Here is a 19,606-nt window from a genome sequence, read left to right as displayed (position 1 = left end):
AATATAATTCCATCAGCCGGGGATCTGTCTGCAAGGGTGCCCAGGCCGCAAGCCTATAGAGTAACAATTTGACATACACGCCGGGAAGGCGCTTTGCTGCGGAAAACGTAATAAAGCGCAAAATGCCAAAAAAAGCGCACCCCGGCCCCACGGCGCGAATAACAGTTTGCAAAGCCCGCCGCCTCTTTTACCATGGGTTCAATACCCTTCAGGTAAGCTAAACGTTGAGCAGGAACTTACTATGGCGCATAACATTCCATTCCCACCCCGTCAGCCCTCCGCTTCCACCCATCTGCCCCTGACGCTGATCTCGCTGGAAGATTGGGCGCTGGTGACGCTGAACGGGCCGGACACGGTGAAGTATCTCCAGGGCCAGGTGACGGCGGACATCGACGCGCTGGCGGCCGATCGGCACGTGCTGTGCGCCCACTGCGACGCCAAAGGCAAAATGTGGAGCAACCTGCGTCTGTTCCACCGTGGCGAAGGCTTCGCCTATCTGGAACGCCGCAGCGTGCTGGACAGCCAGCTGGCTGAAATCAAAAAATACGCGGTGTTCTCCAAAGTCACCATCGCCGCCGATAACGATGCGGTGTTGCTGGGCGTCGCCGGTTTCCAGGCGCGCGCCGCGCTGGCGGGCCTGTTCGCCACGCTGCCGGACGCCGAACACCCGGTGGTGCAGGACGGCGAGACCACGATTCTGCACTTCAGTGCACCGGCGGAACGTTTTCTGCTGGTGACCCGCCCCGCCGTGGCCGAACAGCTGATTGGCAAACTGCATGATCAGGCGGAGCTGAATGACAGCGGCCAATGGCTGGCTCTGGAGATCGAAGCCGGCTATCCGGTTATCGACGCCGCCAACAGTGCGCAGCTGATCCCGCAGGCCACCAACCTGCAGGCGCTGGAAGGCATCAGCTTCAGCAAGGGCTGCTATACCGGTCAGGAGATGGTGGCGCGCGCCAAATTCCGCGGTGCCAACAAGCGTGCGCTCTACTGGCTGGAAGGTAAGGCGGCCCGCGCCCCGCAGGCGGCGGAAGATCTGGAGCTGCAGCTGGGTGAAAACTGGCGCCGCACCGGCACCGTACTGGCGTCGAGCCAACTGGCCGACGGCACGCTGTGGGTACAGGTGGTGATGAACAACGATTTGGACGCCGACAGCAAGCTGCGGGTGCGCGACGATGCCGCCAGCCAGCTGGCGATCAAACCCTTGCCGTACTCGCTGGCCGAAGAGAAATAATCCATCGGCCGCAGGCGCCCCGCCTGCGGCCGTCTTCGTTACTCGTCCAACTCCCCGTCGCGCTGCACCAGATAGATCAGCACCAGGATGATGGTGACGAAGAAGCGAAACGCATCGGGCACGCCGTTCCATTGTTTCGACATCCACATGCCAAACCACTCTCCCCCAATCGACATAAAGCCGACCTGCCAGGTGAGGAAGCCCAGCGTCAGCCCCACTACCGCCAGTTTTTTCCGGCCGTTGAAGGTTTTAGCGGGCAGTTTCAGGCCGCACAGCAGGCGCAGGCCGCCGATCCAGCACAGCAGCGCGGTCAGGCTCTCCAGCGCGATGATGAAGATATAGCCGGCGTGATGCAGCCACGGCGTCTGTATCGAACGGTAGCCAATGGTGGCGTCGGGAAAAATGGTGTCCATCATAAAGACGTGGCGCACAAAGGCGAAGTTGGAGCCGTAATCGGTGATATTGCCGAAGGCCACCAGCGAAGCGAACAAAGCGATAGCGCAGACCAGCAGCGCTTTGGATAAGCGAACGATCATCGTGATGAGTCCTGAACAAAGTTAAGAGAAAGAGTATGCGGGCTCAGAAATGAAAGAACGGGCTTGCTGGATACCCGAAAGAAGCAAGCGCCTCTTTTTTAAAACAAAAGAGGCGCCTGTTCAATACGCATTCAGACGTAGCGATAACGTTTAGACGTACAGGTAGATCGCCATGAAATGGCAGGCGCTGCCGCCGAGCACGAAGGCGTGCCAGATGGCGTGGCCAAAGCGGATGCGCTTGGAGGCGTAGAAAATCACGCCGAGGGTATAGACCACCCCGCCTATCGCCAGCAGCGTGACGCCGCCGGCCTCCAGCCGCGTAACCAGCTGATAAATCACGATCAGCGACAGCCAGCCCATCGTCAGGTAGGTCACCAGCGACAGGGCTTCAAAACGGTGGGCGAAGGCCAGCTTGAACAGCACGCCGAGCAGCGCCAACCCCCAGATTACCGCCATCAGGCCCTTCGCCAGCGGCGAATCCAGCCCCACCAGCAAAAACGGGGTGTAAGTCCCGGCAATCAGGAGATAAATGGCGCAGTGGTCAAATTTTTTCAGCCAATGCTTGGCCTTCTGATGCGGGATCGCATGGTACAGCGTGGAAGCGAGAAACAGCAGGATCATGCTGCCGCCGTACAGGCTGTAACTAGTGATGGCCGTCGCATCCGCGCCGGTATTCACCGCCTGCACCAACAGCAACACCAGGCCGACGATACCGAACACCAGCCCGATGCCGTGGCTGATGCTGTTGGCGATCTCTTCCGCCCACGGATAAGCCGCGGCGACAATCTTATTGTTCCCGGCTTTCACTACGTCCGTTTTCCCCATAACGCGCAACCCCTCAAAATGCCCTGCTTTGTGCGAAATTAACGCAAAGCAGCTTAACTGAGAATAATTCCAGTGTACACGTGTACGCTAAAATAAAAATGTGAACGCGTGTAACCATCGAAATCGCTCGCCCGGTGGTCTACAATCGTCAGGCTTCAACCCACCCACCTTGAGGTTTACACCATGTCATCCGCTGTACCCGCGTTAGATTTCGGCTCAATGACCCAGGTCATCCAGTTCCTGATGGAAATCGATAAGTTGAAAGGCGTGCAACGCCGCACCAAAGTGCTGGGCACCCAGCGCCAGGAAAACTCCGCCGAACACAGTTGGCATTTCGCCATCGCCGCCATGAGCCTGGCGCCCTACGCCGGTGATGACGTAAACATTCAGCGCGTGATCCAGATGGCGCTGCTGCATGACATCGTGGAAATCGACGCCGGCGACGTGCTGGTCTACGATCTGGCGGCCCGCGCGGCGATCCACGATCAGGAAGTGGCGGCGGCGCGCCGTCTGTTCGGCATGTTGCCGGAGGCTCAGCGCGAGTATTTCACCGCTTTATGGCAGGAATATGAAGATGGCGAAAGCGCCGATGCACGCTTCGCTTTGCTGCTGGATCGCACCATGCCGATGCTGATGAACCTGCACAATGAAGGCCAGAGCTGGGTAGAGAACGGCATCAGCCTGGAGCAGGTGCTGGCGCGCAATGCATCGATCGCCGACGTGCACCCCGAGCTGTGGCACCACATGGAACAGCACCTGCGCGATGCGCAGCGCAAAGGCTGGTTGAAGTAAGTGAACCGGGCTGCCGCGGCAGCCCTTCAACGTCAAGCGAACGCCCGCTGGCGTTCCAACGCCTCCTCATAGCTCGGCATCGACCCCGCCGCCCCGGCGCGCTCCACGCAGACCGCCGCGTAGGCGGCGGCAAAGCGCACCGCATCGGCTAACGGCACCTGATTCGCCAGCTGCGCCGCCAGGGCGCCGTTAAACGCATCGCCCGCGCCAGTGGTGTCTTTCGGCTGCGCTGGAAACGCCGGGATCAGCTCGCTGTTTTCCCCGTCCGAGAACAACGCCCCTTGCGTGCCCAAGGTCACGATCAGTAAGCGAATGCCTTTGGCATGCAGCACCTGCGCCGCCTGGCGCGCCGAAGCCACATCCCGCACCGGCACGCCGGTCAGCAACGTACACTCGGTGGCGTTGGGCGTCAGCATATCGACCTGTGCCAGCAGGCTGTCCGGCACCGGCTGAAACGGCGCCGGGTTGAGAATGATGAACGTCTGCGCCTCACGGGCGATAGCGATCACCTGCTCAATCGCCGGCAGATTGTTCTCCAGCTGGGTCAACAGAATGTCCGCCGCGGCGATCGCCGGCCGACACTGGCGCACCTCGTCTTCGCTGACCGTCAGGTTGGCGCCGGGATCGACGGCGATCATATTCTCCGCCTCCTCGCCGGCAACGTAGATAAGCGCATTGCCGGTCGGGCAATCGCCGGTCGAGAACAGCGTCACCGCATCGAAACCGGCGGCGGCGAGGTGGCGCCGGGCGAAGGTGCCGAAGTCGTCGCGCCCCACCTTGCCGATATAATGCACCCGCGCCCCAGCGCGCAGCGCAGCGGTGGCCTGGTTGGCCCCCTTACCGCCCGCGCCCATCATGCTGTTGCGGGCGATCAGCGATTCGCCGGGCTGCGGAAAGCGCGCCATGCCGGCGACGATATCCAGGTTGAACGAACCGAACACGCAGACTTTGCCTTTCATTGCGGGTACTCCCTGCTCAATTGGAGGTGGCGCCGGGCGGCCAGGCAGGCGCCTTTGCTGCCGGTTTCATCGGTCAGGCGGCTGATGGAGATCGCCAGCCCCTGCGCCGGCTGCGGCCCGCGCAAATGGCGGCGGATCTCTTGTTCCAGAAGTGCCAACGGGAAACCGCTCATGGCGATCACGCCGCCGCCCAGGATCAGCTGCTGGGGATCGAGCACGTTCATTTCGATGGCGATGGTCTGCGCCAATCGTTCGACGAAGCGCCGCAGATCCGGATGTTCGCCGTGGCGTTCGAACAGCCGTTCGAACGGCGTTTGCGCCGCGTTGGCGCGCGCCCAGCCGGTCAGCCAGTGGCCCGAGGTCAGGCTCTCGACGCAGCCCCGTTTACCGCACGGGCACTCACCCTGATGGCCCGGCCAGGGAATGTGCCCCAGCTCACCGGCGGCGCCGTGCGCCCCGTGATAAAAGTCGCCGTTCAGCCACAGGCTGTTGCCCATGCCGGTGCCCAGATACAGCCCCACCGCCACCTGCGGCAGCGCCGGCAGCTGCTGCAAGTCCCACCACAGCAGGTGATTGACGTCTTTATCCATCCGCACCGGCAGCGCCAGCGCATCGGCCAACAGCGCCGCCACCGGCTGGGCGTCCAGCGCCGGAATGAACGGCAGCGACAGCACCCGCGAGCGATCGCGGCTGAGGATCCCCGGCAGCCCAAGCATCACCTGCGCTACCTGACGATCCTTGCAATGCCCGGCGATCAGGCGGCCCAACGCCACCAGCGGATCGGCCTGCCGTGCCCAATCGGCGGTCGCTATCTTGCGGTACCCGCTGAACTCGCCGTCATCATCCATCAACAGCAGGCGGGTATTGGTGCCGCCGACGTCTACGCCAAGAAAATGCCGCATCATGTCCCCCGCCTCAGGCCGCCTGTCGCATCTGATCCAGCATTTTTTCCCATGCCGTCTCCAGATCCGGATCGAGGTTGAACAGCCCGGAGCTGCCGACGATCAAGACTTCCGCGCCGGCGCCCATCAGATCGCGGTAGGTGCGCTGATTACAAGATCCGTCGACCTCGATCAGATAGCTCAGGTTTTGTTGGCGTTTCAGATCGCGCAACTGGCGGATCTTTTCCAGCATTTCGGGAATGAACGGCTGCCCGGCATAGCCCGGATCGACGGTCATCACGGTGATCTTGTCCAGCAGATGAAGGTAGTGGCGGATAAACTCCACCGGCGTAGCTGGGTTCAGCACTACCCCCACTTTTTTACCCAGCGCGCGGATCTGGTTGATCACCCGGAACGCATCGCGGTTGATGGTTTCGGCGTGCGGGCAGATAAAGTCCGCGCCGGCACGGGCGATCGGGTCGATAAAATCGGTCGGGTTCTCCACCATCAGATGCACGTCCAGCAGCAACGAGGTGTGCGGGCGGATCTGTTCGATAAAGAACGGCGACAGCGTGATGTTTTTAACGTAGTGCCCGTCCATGATGTCGATATGTAGCATATCGGCGCGGCGGTTCAGCACCGCCAATTGCTGCCGGATATCCATCAGGTTCATGCACATCAGTGAAGGTGAAATCTGGTATTTCATTAGCGTTATCCTGCGCAAAAGGGAAAAGGATCAGTGGCCCGCTGCGGCTCTGGCCTGGGCCGCGCTGCGGCGCATCGCCCGCCGCTGCCGATAGCGATGGCGGAAAAACTTCAGCGCCAGCACTGCGATCAGCACCGCGCCCCACATCGCCAGGCTGAAATGCGGGCTGACGTTCATCAGGTTCAAACCGGTGGCGATCACTTGCAGCACCACCAGCGCCAGGACCACGCCGCTGACCCGACCAAAACCGCCGAACGGATCGGTGCCGCCCAAAATGATCGCCAGTACCGTCAGCAGCAGATAAGAGTCGCCGTAGCCCATGCGCGCCGAGTTGAAGCGCGCCATCATCACCAGCCCGGCGATCACGCACAGCAGGCTGGAGAGGGTGTAAATGGCGATCAACACCCGATGGGTATTCACGCCGCTGAAGTGGGTGGCGTTGATGTTGCTGCCACTCATGTAGATGCATTTGCCGAGCCGGGTTTTCTGCAAGAACAGCGCCAGCAGCACGGCAACCGCCAGGAAGATCCACAGCGGTACCGGTACGCCCAGCACGCGCTCGGCGCCGATAAACCGCACGATCTCCGGCATGCCGCTCAGGGCCGCACCGCGCGTCAGATAGATACCGATGCCGTTAACCGTGGTCATGGTGGCCAGCGTCACCAGAATCGGATGCGCGCCGACGTAGGCCACCAACGCGCCGGTCGCCGCGCCGATCATCACGGCCAGCAGCATCGCCGCCGCCAGCGCCAACACCAGCCACAGCGCCTGCAGCCCCAGCCCGGCGTCCGGCGGCAGATAGCTGATGAACAGCCAGGCCATCAGCAGGCTGGTCAGGTTGGCGCTGGCGATAATGCACAGGTTCAGGCCGCCGCTGAGGATCGGGATGAACATCGCCAGGGTCAGCAGGCCCAGCTCCGGCAGCTGAAACGCCACGCTGGTGAAGGTGGCGCCGCTGAAGAAGCGCCCCGGCATCAGCAGGCTGAAGGCCAGCACCACCGCCACCAGCAGCGCCAACAGGCCGACGGCAGTGCCGTCCGGACGAAATTTCAGGTAGTTGCCCATCAGGCGCTCCTCAGGCGAAACCGACGTCGGTTTCTTTGCGTTTCTTGTAGTGGGTGACGGTAGTCGCCGCGACGATCACCAGGCCGATCACCACGTTCATGAAGTAGCTGGACACGCCGATCAGGTTGAGACCGTTTTTCAGCACACCGATCAGGAATACGCCCATCAGCGTGCCGATCACGCTGCCCTTGCCGCCGTTCAGGCTGGCGCCGCCCAGCACCGCCGCCGCCAGTACATCGAGCTCACCGCCCACCAGCGCATTGGGCACCACCTCCCCCATGCGGTACACCTGCACCAGGCCGCCGATCGCCGCCATCACGCCCAGATAGCCATAGGCGAACAGGTGCAGCAGGCCGACGCGGATGCCGATGCGCCGCGCCGACTCCGCATCGCCGCCGACGGCAAACAGCTGGCGCCCGAGGTGCGTCTTGTTCAGCAGCAGCCAGGTCAGCAGCGCCACCGCCAGCATCACCAGCGTCGGCAAACCGAGCTGATAGCTCTGTTCACCCAGCTGAAACGGCAGCACGCTGCGCGGCAGCGTCCACCAGTCCGGCAGCGCGTACAGACTGCGGCCGTTGGTCAGCCACATCAGCATGCCGAACAACAACGCCTGCATACTGATGGTGACGATGATCGAGACGATGCGCAGGCAGTAGATCAACAGCGCGTTGACCATGCCCAGCGCGGCGCCGATCGCCAACGCCAGCAGAATGCTGCCCACCGGGCTGGCCAGCCCGTAGTGGGTCGCCAGCGTGGCGATCAGGTACTGCACCACCGAGGCCACCGCCGCGAAGGAGATATCGATACCGCCGGTCACCAGCACCACGAACAGGCCGAGGGCGAAAATGCCGCTCACCGCATAGCTTTCGCTGAGATCGAGCAGGTTTTGCACCGTCAAAAACCGATCGCTGAGCAGCGAAAAAACGATGACCGTCAGCAGCAGTACCCAGGCCAGGTAGCCTTCGTTGCCTCGCGGTTTCAGGCTGAATCTACGCATTGACCGCCTCCGCCAGCTGTTGCTGGCTCACCTGCCCCGGCAGGTATTCGCCGATCACGCTGCCGCCGCTGAAGTGCAGCACCCGATCGCAGTTGTAATACACCTCCGGCACCTCGTCGGAGATCAGTAAAATGGCGATCCCCTCCTGCGCCAGCAGATGGATCAGTTGATAGATGCTGGCCTTGGCGCCAACGTCGACGCCGACGGTCGGCGAGTCGAGGATCAAGATCCGCGGCTGGGTCAGCACCCACTTGGCCAACACGATCTTTTGCTGATTGCCGCCGGACAGCGTCGAAACCGCCTGCTCCGGATCCGCCACCCGCACGCCAAGCTTGGCGATCCACTCCGCGACGATGCGATTCTTGCGGTAGTCGTCAATCAGGCGAAAACGCCCGCGCAGCTTATCGAGAATGGTCAGCACCGCGTTGTCCGCCACCGACTGTTGCTGCACCAGGCCGAGCGTCAGGCGATCCTCCGAGACGTAGCCGATACCGGCCTTGATCGCGTCCTCATGGCCGCGAAAGCGCACCGGTTTGCTGTCGAGGTAGAGCTTGCCGCTGTCCGGCCGGGTCATGCCGAACAGGCTCAGCGCCAGCTCGGTGCGCCCGGAGCCGAGCAGGCCGCATAGACCGAGCACCTCGCCCTGATGCAGCCGGAAGCTCACGTCCTGATACTGCCCGGTGCGGCTGAGGCGATCCGCCTCCAACATCACCCGATCCTTATTCATGCTCGGTGACTTCAGGCGATAGTCCAGCTTCAGACCGGTCATCAACTCGGTCAGACGATCGCCGGTGATCTCCGCCGCCGGCCAGGTGCCGATCTTGTTGCCGTCGCGGATCACCGTGACGCGATCCGAAATTTCCAGCACCTCGTCCAGCCGGTGGCTGACGAACACCACGCAGATGCCTTTCGCTTTCAGGTAATCCACCGTGCGCAGCAGCTGATTGACCTCGGTGCGGGTCAGCGAGGCGGTTGGTTCATCCATGATCACCAGCCGCGCCTCCGCCACCAGCGCGCGGCAGATCGCCACCTGCTGGCGCTGGGCGATCGGCAGCTCCGCCACCCGTTTGTCGAGATCCAGATGGAAACTCAGCTCCTGCAACAGCCGCTCGGCGGTGCGCCGCAGCCGTGCCGGGCGGTACCATCCCAGCAGCCCATGCAGGTTGTGCTCGAAGGCGATGTTTTCCGCCACCGTCAGGTTGGGAAACAGCGACAGATCCTGGTAGATCACCTGAATGCCGAAGGCGCGCGCCTGATCCGGCGACAGCCGACCGAAGGTTTGCCCGTCGATGGTGATGCGGCTGCCGTCGTCCGGTTGATACACGCCGGCGATCGCCTTGATCAACGTACTCTTGCCGCAGCCGTTGGTACCCGCCAGGCAGTGCACTTCCCCCGGCATCAGCGCCAGCGAGATAGCGTTCAGCGCACGCTGGCCGCCAAAGGTCATCGACAGCTGCTGCAGCGCGATCAGCGGCGCGCCCTGCGTTGCCGTATTACCGGAAATCGCCATGATTACAGCCCCATCTTCACCAGCTTCGGCAGGTTTTGCTTATCCAGGCTTTCGGTGGCGTTGCCGAGAATGGTGTGCTGCTGCGCATCCACCTGCACCTTGCCCATGCCTTCGATGGTCATGCCGTCGGTGATTTTTTCTCCCTTATGCATCATGTCGGCGATGCGCACGAACACTTCGCCCGCCACCAGCGGATTCCAGATATAGCCACCCTTGATGGCGCCACGGTTGACCAGCGAAGCGCCCTGGCCCGGGCTGAACGGCCCGATGACGCAGATATCGTTGCTTTTGCCGCGGTTGAGCACCGCGCGCCCGGCGCCGATCGGCCCCTGTGAACCAAAGGCCAGCACGCCTTTCAGATCGGGATATTTGGCCATCAGATCGTTGGTGGTGCGCACGCTGTCATCCAGCGATTCGCCCACGCCGAACTTGTCGCCCACCAGCTGCATGTTCGGGTAGTGCTGCTTCTGGTAGTTGATCGCCGAGTCTGACCAGGTGATGTGCAGCGGCACCGTCAGGCTGCCGACATACACCGCGTACTTGCCCTGCTCTTTCATGCAGGCGGCCAGCGCTTTCATGTGGTTGACGCCGTGCTGCGAGGCGTCCACCAGCTCAAAGTCCCAGTCGGCGTACTTTTGGCCGGGGGATTCGTGCACGATCACCTTGATGCCCGCTTCCTGCGCGCGCTTGAGCACCGGCTCCAGCACCCGGGCGTCGTTCGGCACCACGCCGATGATGTCCACCTTCTGCGCGATCAGATCTTCGATGGCGCGCACCTGCAGCGCCGGGTCCGCCGCCGTCGGCCCGACCATCCAGGCGTCGATGCCGCGTTTGGCGCCCTCGCTTTTGATGCCGGCCTCCATGGCGTTGAACCAGGGAATGCCGCCGATCTTCACTACCACGCCCATTTTCAGCTTGTCCGCCGCCTGCGCGGAGACCGAAAGCAGCAGCGAGGCAAACAGACCGACCAGTACGGATTTTTTCATTGTTCTCTCTCCACAAGTGTTGGCTGTAATAAGGGTTTTCGTTGTTGTTATCGCGCCGCCTTTTTCGCGGCGGGTGAAACTTCAATCACGTCTACGTTGTTCCAGGCCAGTTCCTGACGAAATTCGTCGTCGCTGAGCCGATCGGTGATTAAGGTATCTATCTCCCGGTAGTGGCAGATGCGCGCGAACGAGCGGCGGCCGAACTTGTTGCTATCCACCAGCAGGAACTTGCGCTCCGACGCCAGCAGCATCTGCTGCTTCAACCGCGCATGGTGCTCGTTGCTCTCGCGGATGCCGCCGTCCTGACAGATGCCGTGGCAGGAGAAGAACAGCTTGTTGATCACAAACTCCTTCAACATCTGTTCCGCCAGCACGCCGATAAAATCCTCGTACTTGGCGGAATACTCGCCCCCCAGTCCGATGGTGCGCACGTTGGCCTTGCAGGCCAGCGTCTGGATGATGTGCAGCGAGTTGGTCAATACCACCAGAGAGATATCCGGCAGTTGGCGCGCCAAAAACCAGCTGGTGGAGCTGCTGTCCAGCAGCAGACAATCCCCCGGCGCGATAAATTCCAGCGCGCGTTTGGCGATGCGCGTTTTCTGCTCCGGCGCCTCGTTGCTGCGCTGGCGGAAAGATTCCCCCTGGTCTATCTCGGCGGGCACATAGGTTTTCTCCACCGCCGGCGGCTCGACGAACACCGCACCGCCGTGGCTGCGCAGCAGCAGGCCGCGCCGTTCCAGCAAGGCCAAATCACGCCGCGCCGTCTCGATAGAGATATGGCACAGCTGCGCCACCTCCTGCACCATCACGCGGCCGCGCTGGCTCAAGACTTCGGTGATAAAGCGATGACGTTCTACAGGCAGCATGTTTCTTTTCTCCTCCAGGACGATGATTACGATATCGATTTGCCGCGCCGCGTTTTGCGCGCAGACGCAAAGCGCATCGCCCCGCGATCGGTCAACGATGGCGGTGTGATAGTTGTCAAAAAAATCGGGAAGGAAATGAAATGAATAATTACGAAAGTGTGGAGTAACAGGCAGTTATGATGCGTGTGCGTCTTAGACAGACAGGAGAGAAACGGTAAACGGTCACAATTCCACGTTCCGCAACATGACCGTTAATGACCGTTTTTGTGGTTTTGACCGAACGCTGCCGAGCGGCAGCTAATGCTGGTAGGCAATACACTCCGCACGACGGGATGTCAAAACCCCCTCATGCGTTCAACGCCCGCCTGCGGCCTCGATAAAAGTGCCGGTCACGTAAGACGCAGCGTCAGACAGCAGCCAGCCGATCGCCTCCGCCACTTCCTGCGGCTGCCCGCCGCGCTGCATCGGTAAACTGTCCTTCACGCGATCCACCCGGCCGGGCTCGCCGCCGCTGGCGTGCATCTCGGTATAGATGAATCCGGGCCGCACGCCGTTGACGCGGATGCCCTGCGCCGCCACCTCGCGTGATAACCCGATGGTCAGGGTATCGACGGCGCCTTTCGAGGCGGCGTAATCGACGTATTCTCCGGCAGCCCCCAACCGGGACGCCGCGGAGGAAACGTTGACGATAGCGCCTCCCTGCCCGCCATGGCGCAGCGCCATGCGCTTCACCGCCTCGCGGCAACACAGGAAGTAACCGGTCACGTTGGTGCCGAGCACCTGATTGATGCGCTCGGCGGTTAATTGTTCAATGTTCGCCTGCTGGAACAGAATCCCGGCATTGTTGACCAGCGCGCTGAGCGTGCCCAGCCCGGCGTCCAGCGCAGCGAACATCGCCATCACCTGTGCTTCATCGGCCACGTCGGCCTGCAGCGCCAGCGCCTTGCCGCCCTGCGCCTCAATCTCCGCCACCACCTGCCGCGCCGCGCTTTCGTCGCGCAGGTAATTCACCCCCACCGCATAGCCCTGCCGGGCCAGCAGCAAAGCGGTCGCACGACCAATTCCCCGGCTCGCGCCTGTGACCAATGCCACTTTCGTCATATTGTTTTTCTCTGCTTGGCGATATCAACACAGCGGCCTGTGCACAGGCGCCCCGTTTGCCCGTCAGAGTATAGAGCCGCGCGCTAAAAAACGCTTTAAAGCTGAGCCAGGCGGCGCAGCTGCTTTTTAATGCGCGCTTTGACGCAGCCGTAGGCGTCCGGCGTCGTCACCTGATGCCCCCGTTGTAAGCCGGCAGCATGCAGGCCGCTATGGCCATGGCTCTGGGCGTCGCCGCGAAAAGACAGCATCAACAGAACGAGCACGGCCGCCACGCCTGCATATATCAGCCGCCGCGAGGTGCCCGCGAGCGGGGAACCGTCAGTCTGCATGTTTCGCTCCTTCTGTTGTGGTATCGAATGGCAGCAAAATAACTGAAATTCCACCGCGTTCCCTTAACGCGAGATTAAAGCCAGATTAAGGTTTGCTTAAGAACGCGCAGGCAAAGCGAGTTTCCCCGTTGTCTTCCCGGCAGGGTTATAGTTAGATAATCGCGACTTGAAGATCTCAGCGGAACAAACGTGAACATACTGTTGGTGGAAGACGACCTGCAATTAGGCAAGGCGCTGTGCCGCGCATTGGAGCTCACCGGCTTTAATTTGTGCTGGGTGCGCCTGCTCGCGGACGCGGAAAATAAACTTTCACCCGGCGGGTTCGATCTGATGCTGTTGGATCTTACGCTGCCGGACGGCGACGGTTTGCAAAAGCTAATCGCCTGGCGCGCCGCCGGGCAAAATATCCCCATCATCATCCTGACCGCCCGCGACCGCATCGAAAGCCTGGTGAACAGCCTGGATTCCGGCGCGGACGACTTTCTGGCCAAACCCTTTGCGCTGCCCGAGCTCATCTCACGCGTCAAGGCGGTCAACCGACGCATGGCGGGCTTCGCTTCGCAAACCTGGAGCCTCGGCACGCTGTATCTCGACCCGGTAAACCATCAGGTGACGCTGGATAACGAACTGCTGATGCTGTCGAAAAAAGAGTATCACCTGCTGCACGAGCTGATGCGCTGTGCCGGCACCGTGGTGCGCAAAGCGGTGTTGGAACAGCGGCTGTTCGGCCACGGCGACAGCGTGGAAAGCAACTCGCTGGAAGTGCACATGCATAATTTACGGCGCAAGATCGGTAAAGAAAGAATTATTACCGTACGCGGCATTGGTTATTTGCTGAAGAAAGAGTAGCAGGATGATCGGTTTCAAATCCTTCTTTATGCGCACCATTATTTTCCAGGTCCTGGCCATTTTATTATTGTGGGGGATCCTCGTCGCCTGGGTGAAATATTGGTATTACCCCGACATGGAAAAATATTTCGATAACCAGCAACGCATTGTCGCCGTGGGTATCGCCAATATTCTCGATGAAACCGGCACCGACAATATCGATTACCGCGGCATCATCAAGACCATTGAAGGCATGTACATTGATTCCATCAATAACGGCATGCAGGATCAAATCGATTACCACCCGCTGTTCGTGGTTTACGATCGGGACAACCGGGTGCTTTACAGTTCGCAAACGCAGGGAGAACCGCTGCGCCTGCCGCCTTCGGTGCTGTCCGGCTCCGTTAAGTACGCCGGCGCCAACTGGCATCTTGCCGGCAGCTGGAGCGAAAAGCGCCAATATCGGGTGATCGTCGGCGAGTCGTTCAACGATCGCACCACGCTGTTCGGTAACCCGGCGGAAAGCACCGCCATGCCGCTGCTGGGCATTCTGGCGGCGATCATCATCACTCTGCTGTTTACCGCCTACTTCAGCCTGCGACCGCTGCGCCAGATCGCCCGCACCATCTCCGATCGCCAGCCGGGTAACCTGTCGCCGATCAACGTCAGCGAGCAGTATCAGGAAATCCGGCCGGTGGTGGTGGAGGTCAACAAGCTGATGGCGCGCATCGACGCCGCCAACCAGCGCGAAAAACGCTTTATGGCCGATGCGGCGCACGAACTGCGCACGCCGATCGCCGCCGTGCTGGCGCAGCTGCATCTGCTGACCCAGGTCTCGGAGCAACAGGAGCGCCGGGAGATCATCGGCGACATGCAGCAGGGGCTGGATCGCGCGGCGTCGCTGTCGCGCCAGCTGATCAACCTGGCCAAGCTGGAGGCGGAGGATTTTCCGCTGAAAATCGAGGCGGTGGACATCTACGCCGACATTGGCAAATGCATCGCGCAGCACGTCCCCTATGCGCTGGAAAAGGATGTGGAACTTTCACTCGACGGCAGCGAGGACGTGGTGATAAACACCGATCGCCATGCGCTGATCGCCATCTTCACCAATCTGCTGGACAACGCGCTCAAGTACGCGCCGCCCGGTAGCCGCATCGAAGCCAATATCCGTTCGCTGGCACCGCTCGGCTGCTATATTACGTTGCGCGACAACGGCCCCGGAGTGAGCGAAGAGCACCTTCCGCGCCTGTTTGAACGCTTTTACCGCGTGCCCGGCACGCAGCAAACCGGCAGCGGGCTGGGATTGGCCATCGCCCGGAACCTGGCCGACAAAATCGGCGCGCAGCTGCGCGTCACCGAAGGCCTCGACGATCGCGGCATCGGTTTTATTATCGATTTGCCGGAAAGTTACCGGCCACAGACTGAGAGTGAATAACGATCATGAGCGCCCCTGTTCTGCTGCAACGGCAGCAACTCGACCGCCTATGGGATATCGACCGCAGTGAAGTCATCGACACCCTGTATCGCCTGCAGGACGGCAAGCTGCAAGCCTACCCGGACTACTACGACGTGCGCGGTTGGGATCCGCACGACCAGGAAACCTATACGCCAATCCACGAAGCCTGCTTCGATCGCGGCGGCGCGTTCTTCGCGCGGTTCGAAGGCGAGGAGATCGTCGCGGCGGCGGCGCTGGACACCGAGCCGCGCGGCCCGCAGCGGGATCTGCGCCAGCTGCTGTTCTTTTACGTCAGCGCGCACCAACGCGGCCTGGGGCTGGGCAAGCAGCTGTTTCAACTCTGCCTGCGTCAGGCGGCGCAGGAAGGCGCCGCCGGGCTATACGTCTCCTCCATCCCTAACAAAAGCACCGTAGACTTCTATCTGGCGCAAGGCTGCCGGCTCATCGAGCGCCCGGATGCCGAGCTGTTCGCCCGCGAGCCGGAGGATATTCACCTGGTCTGCCCTTGCCGTTAACGGCAAGGGCCTAACGGGCGATGCGTATCACCGAACGCACGTCGCTTTTCTTGTTCAGATCCCACACCTCGGCGATCTCCGCCAACGCGTGCTCCTGCGTCTCGATAGTGAGCGCGCCCGTCGCCGCCAGCGCCAGAATTTCGGTCGCGTAGCGCTGCATCTCCGGGATCGGCGGGAAGTTGCCGGTGCCGCTGCCAAGGATCTGCAGCTGATTGCTGCGCAATACCGCCGCCGGCAGCCGGATGTCCGGCGCGGCCATCGAGCCGACGTTGACCAGGCGAATGCCGCGCCCGCCGGCGTAAGACGAGAGATCGTGATTATTGAGCGTCGCGAGCAGCGCTTCGGTCGCCGGGCCCCAGATATAATCGACGATCACCTGATAACCGCCCGGCCCCGCCGCCGCCGCGAAGGCCTGCGTCAGCGCCTCGCCCTGCAGGCTCAGATCCACCGTGGCATCCACGCCCAACGCCTCCAACACGCTCAGCCGACGGCCGGCGGCAACGATGCGCCCGGCTCCCGCCTGACGCGCCGCCGCAACCGCCAGTTTGCCCGAGGTGCCGGTAGCGCCGATGATCAGCACCGTTTCACCGGGCTGCAGATCCGCTCGCCAGCGCAGCGGTAGCCAGGCGGCGAAGGCCGGATTGATCAGCGCCGCCGCCGTGGCGTCGTCTACCGCCTCCGGCACCGGCACCGTCCATGACGCGACGCTGCGCTCAGCCATCGCGCCGTAAGGGCGGCGGAAGGAGGCGAAATAGACCCGTTGCCCGTCGGCCGTCCGGCCCACGCCGTCGGTGCCGGGCACGATCGGCAACTGCTTGGGGCTGGAGTAATGGGTGCCGGCGACGGTAGCGCGATCCAGCTGTTTGATGCCGGCCGCCAGAACCTCGATCGGCACTTCATTCGCCTGCGCCAGGGGCTCCTCAAAGGTGCCGAAAACCGGGGCTTGCCCCAGCGCTGTTACGATTGCCGCTTGCATGGTGACTCCTCAAATCGTGGGAACGTACAGGAAAGAATAGGCCGCAATAAAATAAAAAGGGACACCGCATGATGCGGTGTCCCCCGAACACAAACTTTGCCGAACGTGTTATTCGTAATCGCTCATCGGCACGCAAGAACAGAACAGGTTACGGTCGCCGTACACGTCGTCCAGGCGCTTAACGCTCGGCCAGTACTTGTTCTCGCGCACGCCGGCCACCGGGAACACCGCCAGCTCGCGGCTGTACGGGTGCTGCCAGTCGCTGACCAGCTCCGCCTGCACGTGCGGCGCATTCACCAGCGGGTTATCTTCCAGCGGCCATTCGCCTTTGGCGACGCGATCGATCTCGCTGCGGATCGCCAGCATCGCATCGATAAAGCGATCCAGTTCCACCTTGCTTTCCGACTCGGTCGGCTCAACCATCAGCGTGCCCGCGACCGGGAACGACATGGTCGGTGCGTGGAAGCCGAAGTCGATCAGGCGCTTGGCGATGTCCATTTCGCTGATGCCGGTCTCTTCCTTCAGCGGACGAATATCGAGGATACATTCGTGCGCCACGCGGTGATCGCGGCCGGTATACAGAATCGGGTATGCGCCTTTCAGGCGGGTAGCGATGTAGTTGGCGTTCAGGATCGCCATCTGGCTGGCCTGCTTCAGGCCTTCCGCGCCCATCATGCGGATGTACATCCAGCTGATAGGCAGGATGGAGGCGCTGCCGAACGGCGCTGCGGAAACTGCGCCCTGCTGGGTGGTTACGCCGTCGATCTGCACGACGCTGTGGCCCGGCACGAACGGCGCCAGGTGCGCTTTCACGCCGATCGGGCCCATGCCCGGGCCGCCGCCGCCGTGCGGGATGCAGAAGGTTTTATGCAGGTTGAGGTGCGAAACGTCCGCGCCGATGTAGCCTGGCGTGGTGATGCCCACCTGGGCGTTCATGTTAGCGCCGTCCAGATACACCTGACCGCCGAACTGATGCACGATCTGGCACACTTCGCGGATGGTTTCTTCATACACGCCGTGGGTCGACGGGTAGGTCACCATGATGCAAGAGAGTTCTTCGCCCGCCTGCTCTGCCTTGACGCGCAGATCGTGCAGATCGATGTTACCGTTCTTGTCGCAGGCGACCACCACCACGCTCATGCCCGCCATTTGGGCAGAGGCCGGGTTGGTGCCGTGTGCCGAGCTCGGGATCAGGCAGACGTGGCGGCCCGCTTCGTTACGGCTTTCGTGGTAGCGACGGATCGCCAGCAGGCCGGCGTATTCGCCCTGCGCGCCGGAGTTCGGCTGCATGCACACCGCGTCATAACCGGTCAGCTGTACCAGCCACTGAGACAGTTGGCCGATCATCTGCTGGTAGCCGGCAGCCTGCTCCGGCGGGCAGAACGGATGCAGCTCGGAGAATTCAGGCCAGGTGATCGGGATCATCTCCGCCGCGGCGTTCAATTTCATGGTGCAAGAACCCAGCGGGATCATCGCCTGGTTCAGCGCCAGATCCTTACGTTCCAAACGGTGCATGTAACGCATCATCTCGGTTTCGCTGTGATAGCGATTGAATACCGGATGGGTCAGGATCGGATCCTGACGCAGCATGGCGGCCGGGATCGATTGGCTGCTCTTGCTCACCGCCGCGTCCAGCGCGTCGATGTCCAGGCCGTGGTTGTCGCCGGCCAGCAGTGCGAACAGCGTCTGCACGTCTTCACGCGAGGTGGCTTCGTCCAGCGTGATGCCTACGGCGCCGTGGATATCGGTACGCAGGTTGATGCCGAAGCTCAGCGCGCGTTCCAGCACCGCCGCTTTGTCTTTCACTTCAACGGTCAGGGTGTCGAACCAGGTGTTGTGACGCAGCGTCAGGCCGGCCTTCTGCAGCCCGGCGGCCAGAATGTCGGTCAGGCGATGGATACGCCCGGCGATGCGCTGCAACCCCTGTGGGCCGTGGTACACCGCGTACAGGCTGGCGATGTTGGCCAGCAGCACCTGCGAGGTACAGATATTCGAGTTGGCCTTCTCGCGGCGGATATGCTGCTCGCGGGTCTGCATCGCCATGCGCAGCGCGGTGTTGCCGGCGGCATCACGGGAAACGCCGATGATGCGGCCCGGCATCGAGCGCTTGAACTCGTCGCGGCAGGCGAAGAAGGCGGCGTGCGGGCCGCCGTAGCCCATCGGCACGCCGAAGCGCTGCGCGGAGCCGAACACCACGTCGGCGCCCTGCTTGCCCGGCGCGGTCAGCAGCACCAGGGCCATGATGTCGGCGGCCACGCTGGTGATGATTTTGCGCGATTTCAATTCAGCCAGCAGCGCGCTGTAGTCGTGCAGCTCGCCGGTGGTGCCCACCTGTTGCAGCAGCACGCCGAACACGCCGTCCAGCTCCAGCACTTTTTCCGCTTTATCGACGATGACGTCGAAGCCGAAGGTTTCCGCGCGGGTGCGCACCACGTCCAGCGTCTGTGGATGCACGTCGTCAGCCACGAAGAAGCGGTTGGCGTCTTTCAGCTTGCTGGCGCGTTTGGCCAAGGCCATCGCTTCGGCGGCGGCGGTGGCTTCATCCAGCAGCGAAGCGGAAGCCAGATCCAGGCCGGTCAGATCGAGGGTCACGGTCTGGAAGTTCAGCAGCGCTTCCAGGCGGCCCTGCGACACTTCCGGCTGATAAGGGGTATAAGCGGTGTACCAACCCGGATTTTCCAGCATGTTGCGCAGGATCACCGGCGGCGTCAGCACGGCGCTGTAGCCCATGCCGATATAGGATTTGTAGCGCTGATTTTGCGAGGCGATCGCCTTCAGCTCAGCCAGCGCCTGGTGTTCGGTCGCCGCGTCGCCGACCGGCGGCGGCCCCGGCAGCTGAATGTCCGCCGGCACGATCTGTTGGATCAGCGCGCTGAGCGAGCGAGCGCCCACCGCTGCCAGCAACTCCTGGCGTTGTTCCGCAGAAGAGCCGATGTGGCGTTCAATGAACGCTTCGCTGTGTTCGAGTTGGCTGAGTGTCTGAGTCATTGCTACAAATTCCTGAATGCTTGCGTGATACGGGATATAGCTTGAACGGTAACTAA

Annotated in this window: 19 protein-coding genes; 5 read left to right on the top strand and 14 right to left on the bottom strand. The window is 61.9% G+C overall.

Annotated elements, in window-relative coordinates:
- Positions 1–241: 241 nt before the first annotated feature.
- A complete protein-coding gene (ygfZ, locus tag QOL81_RS21620) occupies positions 242–1,234 on the top strand; it encodes a tRNA-modifying protein YgfZ (protein ID WP_049199219.1) in 993 nt (330 codons plus the stop codon).
- Positions 1,235–1,272: 38 nt separating this feature from the next.
- Here ygfZ and QOL81_RS21615 read toward each other — a convergent pair whose 3' ends face one another.
- Together QOL81_RS21615 and trhA are read right to left on the bottom strand one after the other, a co-directional pair.
- Positions 1,273–1,770, bottom strand: a complete 498-nt coding sequence (locus tag QOL81_RS21615; protein ID WP_060422863.1) for a DUF2165 family protein — start codon at positions 1,768–1,770, stop codon at positions 1,273–1,275.
- A 150-nt stretch (positions 1,771–1,920) separates the two neighbouring features.
- Positions 1,921–2,595 (bottom strand): PAQR family membrane homeostasis protein TrhA, encoded by a 675-nt coding sequence (trhA, locus tag QOL81_RS21610; RefSeq protein WP_038871224.1) that lies wholly within the window; start codon positions 2,593–2,595, stop codon positions 1,921–1,923.
- A 183-nt stretch (positions 2,596–2,778) separates the two neighbouring features.
- On the opposite strand from trhA, the gene QOL81_RS21605 reads away from it, so the two are divergent.
- Positions 2,779–3,387, top strand: coding sequence for an HD domain-containing protein (locus QOL81_RS21605; protein WP_060422860.1), 609 nt, complete (start codon positions 2,779–2,781; stop codon positions 3,385–3,387).
- Positions 3,388–3,419: 32 nt separating this feature from the next.
- Here the strand turns inward: QOL81_RS21605 and rbsK are convergent, their stop codons facing one another.
- The 10 genes from rbsK to QOL81_RS21555 all read right to left on the bottom strand — a co-directional run bounded on the left by rbsK (position 3,420) and on the right by QOL81_RS21555 (position 12,787).
- Positions 3,420–4,346 carry a ribokinase gene (rbsK, locus tag QOL81_RS21600; protein ID WP_038871218.1) on the bottom strand — a complete coding sequence of 309 codons (927 nt, stop codon included), beginning with the start codon at positions 4,344–4,346 and terminating at the stop codon, positions 3,420–3,422.
- Positions 4,343–5,251, bottom strand: a complete 909-nt coding sequence (gene alsK / locus QOL81_RS21595) for an allose kinase (RefSeq protein ID WP_060422856.1) — start codon at positions 5,249–5,251, stop codon at positions 4,343–4,345. The genes rbsK and alsK overlap by 4 nt, the downstream gene beginning before the upstream one ends.
- A 10-nt stretch (positions 5,252–5,261) precedes the next feature.
- On the bottom strand, positions 5,262–5,933 hold the full coding sequence (gene alsE / locus QOL81_RS21590; protein WP_060441313.1) for a D-allulose 6-phosphate 3-epimerase: 672 nt from the start codon (positions 5,931–5,933) through the stop codon (positions 5,262–5,264).
- Between the two features lie 30 nt (positions 5,934–5,963).
- Positions 5,964–6,998: an ABC transporter permease gene (locus QOL81_RS21585; RefSeq protein ID WP_038871213.1), complete on the bottom strand. Its 1,035-nt coding sequence runs from the start codon at positions 6,996–6,998 to the stop codon at positions 5,964–5,966.
- Positions 6,999–7,008: 10 nt separating this feature from the next.
- Positions 7,009–7,995, bottom strand: a complete 987-nt coding sequence (locus tag QOL81_RS21580; protein ID WP_283440023.1) for an ABC transporter permease — start codon at positions 7,993–7,995, stop codon at positions 7,009–7,011.
- Positions 7,988–9,505 (bottom strand): sugar ABC transporter ATP-binding protein, encoded by a 1,518-nt coding sequence (locus tag QOL81_RS21575; RefSeq protein ID WP_060441311.1) that lies wholly within the window; start codon positions 9,503–9,505, stop codon positions 7,988–7,990. Before QOL81_RS21575 ends, QOL81_RS21580 begins: the two co-directional genes overlap by 8 nt.
- Positions 9,506–9,507: 2 nt before the next feature.
- Positions 9,508–10,491, bottom strand: a complete 984-nt coding sequence (locus tag QOL81_RS21570; protein WP_060422843.1) for a substrate-binding domain-containing protein — start codon at positions 10,489–10,491, stop codon at positions 9,508–9,510.
- A 47-nt stretch (positions 10,492–10,538) separates the two neighbouring features.
- On the bottom strand, positions 10,539–11,357 hold the full coding sequence (locus tag QOL81_RS21565) for a DeoR/GlpR family DNA-binding transcription regulator (protein ID WP_060422840.1): 819 nt from the start codon (positions 11,355–11,357) through the stop codon (positions 10,539–10,541).
- Positions 11,358–11,711: 354 nt separating this feature from the next.
- Positions 11,712–12,458, bottom strand: a complete 747-nt coding sequence (locus QOL81_RS21560; RefSeq protein ID WP_283440022.1) for an SDR family oxidoreductase — start codon at positions 12,456–12,458, stop codon at positions 11,712–11,714.
- A 95-nt stretch (positions 12,459–12,553) separates the two neighbouring features.
- Complete coding sequence (locus QOL81_RS21555) at positions 12,554–12,787, bottom strand: hypothetical protein (protein ID WP_060422831.1); 234 nt, start codon at positions 12,785–12,787, stop codon at positions 12,554–12,556.
- A gap of 189 nt (positions 12,788–12,976) precedes the next feature.
- On the opposite strand from QOL81_RS21555, the gene QOL81_RS21550 reads away from it, so the two are divergent.
- Genes QOL81_RS21550 through QOL81_RS21540 form a run of 3 tightly spaced genes read left to right on the top strand, consistent with a single transcriptional unit; the run spans position 12,977 to position 15,586 of the window.
- Positions 12,977–13,636: a response regulator gene (locus tag QOL81_RS21550; RefSeq protein WP_019455640.1), complete on the top strand. Its 660-nt coding sequence runs from the start codon at positions 12,977–12,979 to the stop codon at positions 13,634–13,636.
- A gap of 4 nt (positions 13,637–13,640) precedes the next feature.
- Entirely contained in the window at positions 13,641–15,050 is a 1,410-nt protein-coding gene (locus tag QOL81_RS21545; RefSeq protein ID WP_049199249.1) for an ATP-binding protein, read from the top strand.
- A gap of 5 nt (positions 15,051–15,055) precedes the next feature.
- Positions 15,056–15,586 carry a GNAT family N-acetyltransferase gene (locus tag QOL81_RS21540; protein WP_060422828.1) on the top strand — a complete coding sequence of 177 codons (531 nt, stop codon included), beginning with the start codon at positions 15,056–15,058 and terminating at the stop codon, positions 15,584–15,586.
- 10 nt (positions 15,587–15,596) lie between these two features.
- Here QOL81_RS21540 and QOL81_RS21535 read toward each other — a convergent pair whose 3' ends face one another.
- Positions 15,597–16,562 carry a quinone oxidoreductase family protein gene (locus QOL81_RS21535; protein WP_049199252.1) on the bottom strand — a complete coding sequence of 322 codons (966 nt, stop codon included), beginning with the start codon at positions 16,560–16,562 and terminating at the stop codon, positions 15,597–15,599.
- Between the two features lie 108 nt (positions 16,563–16,670).
- A complete protein-coding gene (gene gcvP, locus QOL81_RS21530) occupies positions 16,671–19,550 on the bottom strand; it encodes an aminomethyl-transferring glycine dehydrogenase (RefSeq protein ID WP_060432203.1) in 2,880 nt (959 codons plus the stop codon).
- Positions 19,551–19,606: the final 56 nt, after the last annotated feature.

Source organism: Serratia sp. CC22-02 (assembly GCF_900182895.1).
In the GTDB taxonomy this organism is placed as follows: domain Bacteria; phylum Pseudomonadota; class Gammaproteobacteria; order Enterobacterales; family Enterobacteriaceae; genus Serratia; species Serratia nevei.
The sequence above is the reverse complement of the archived record's forward strand: the minus strand, read 5'-3'. Positions and strand labels throughout refer to the sequence as shown.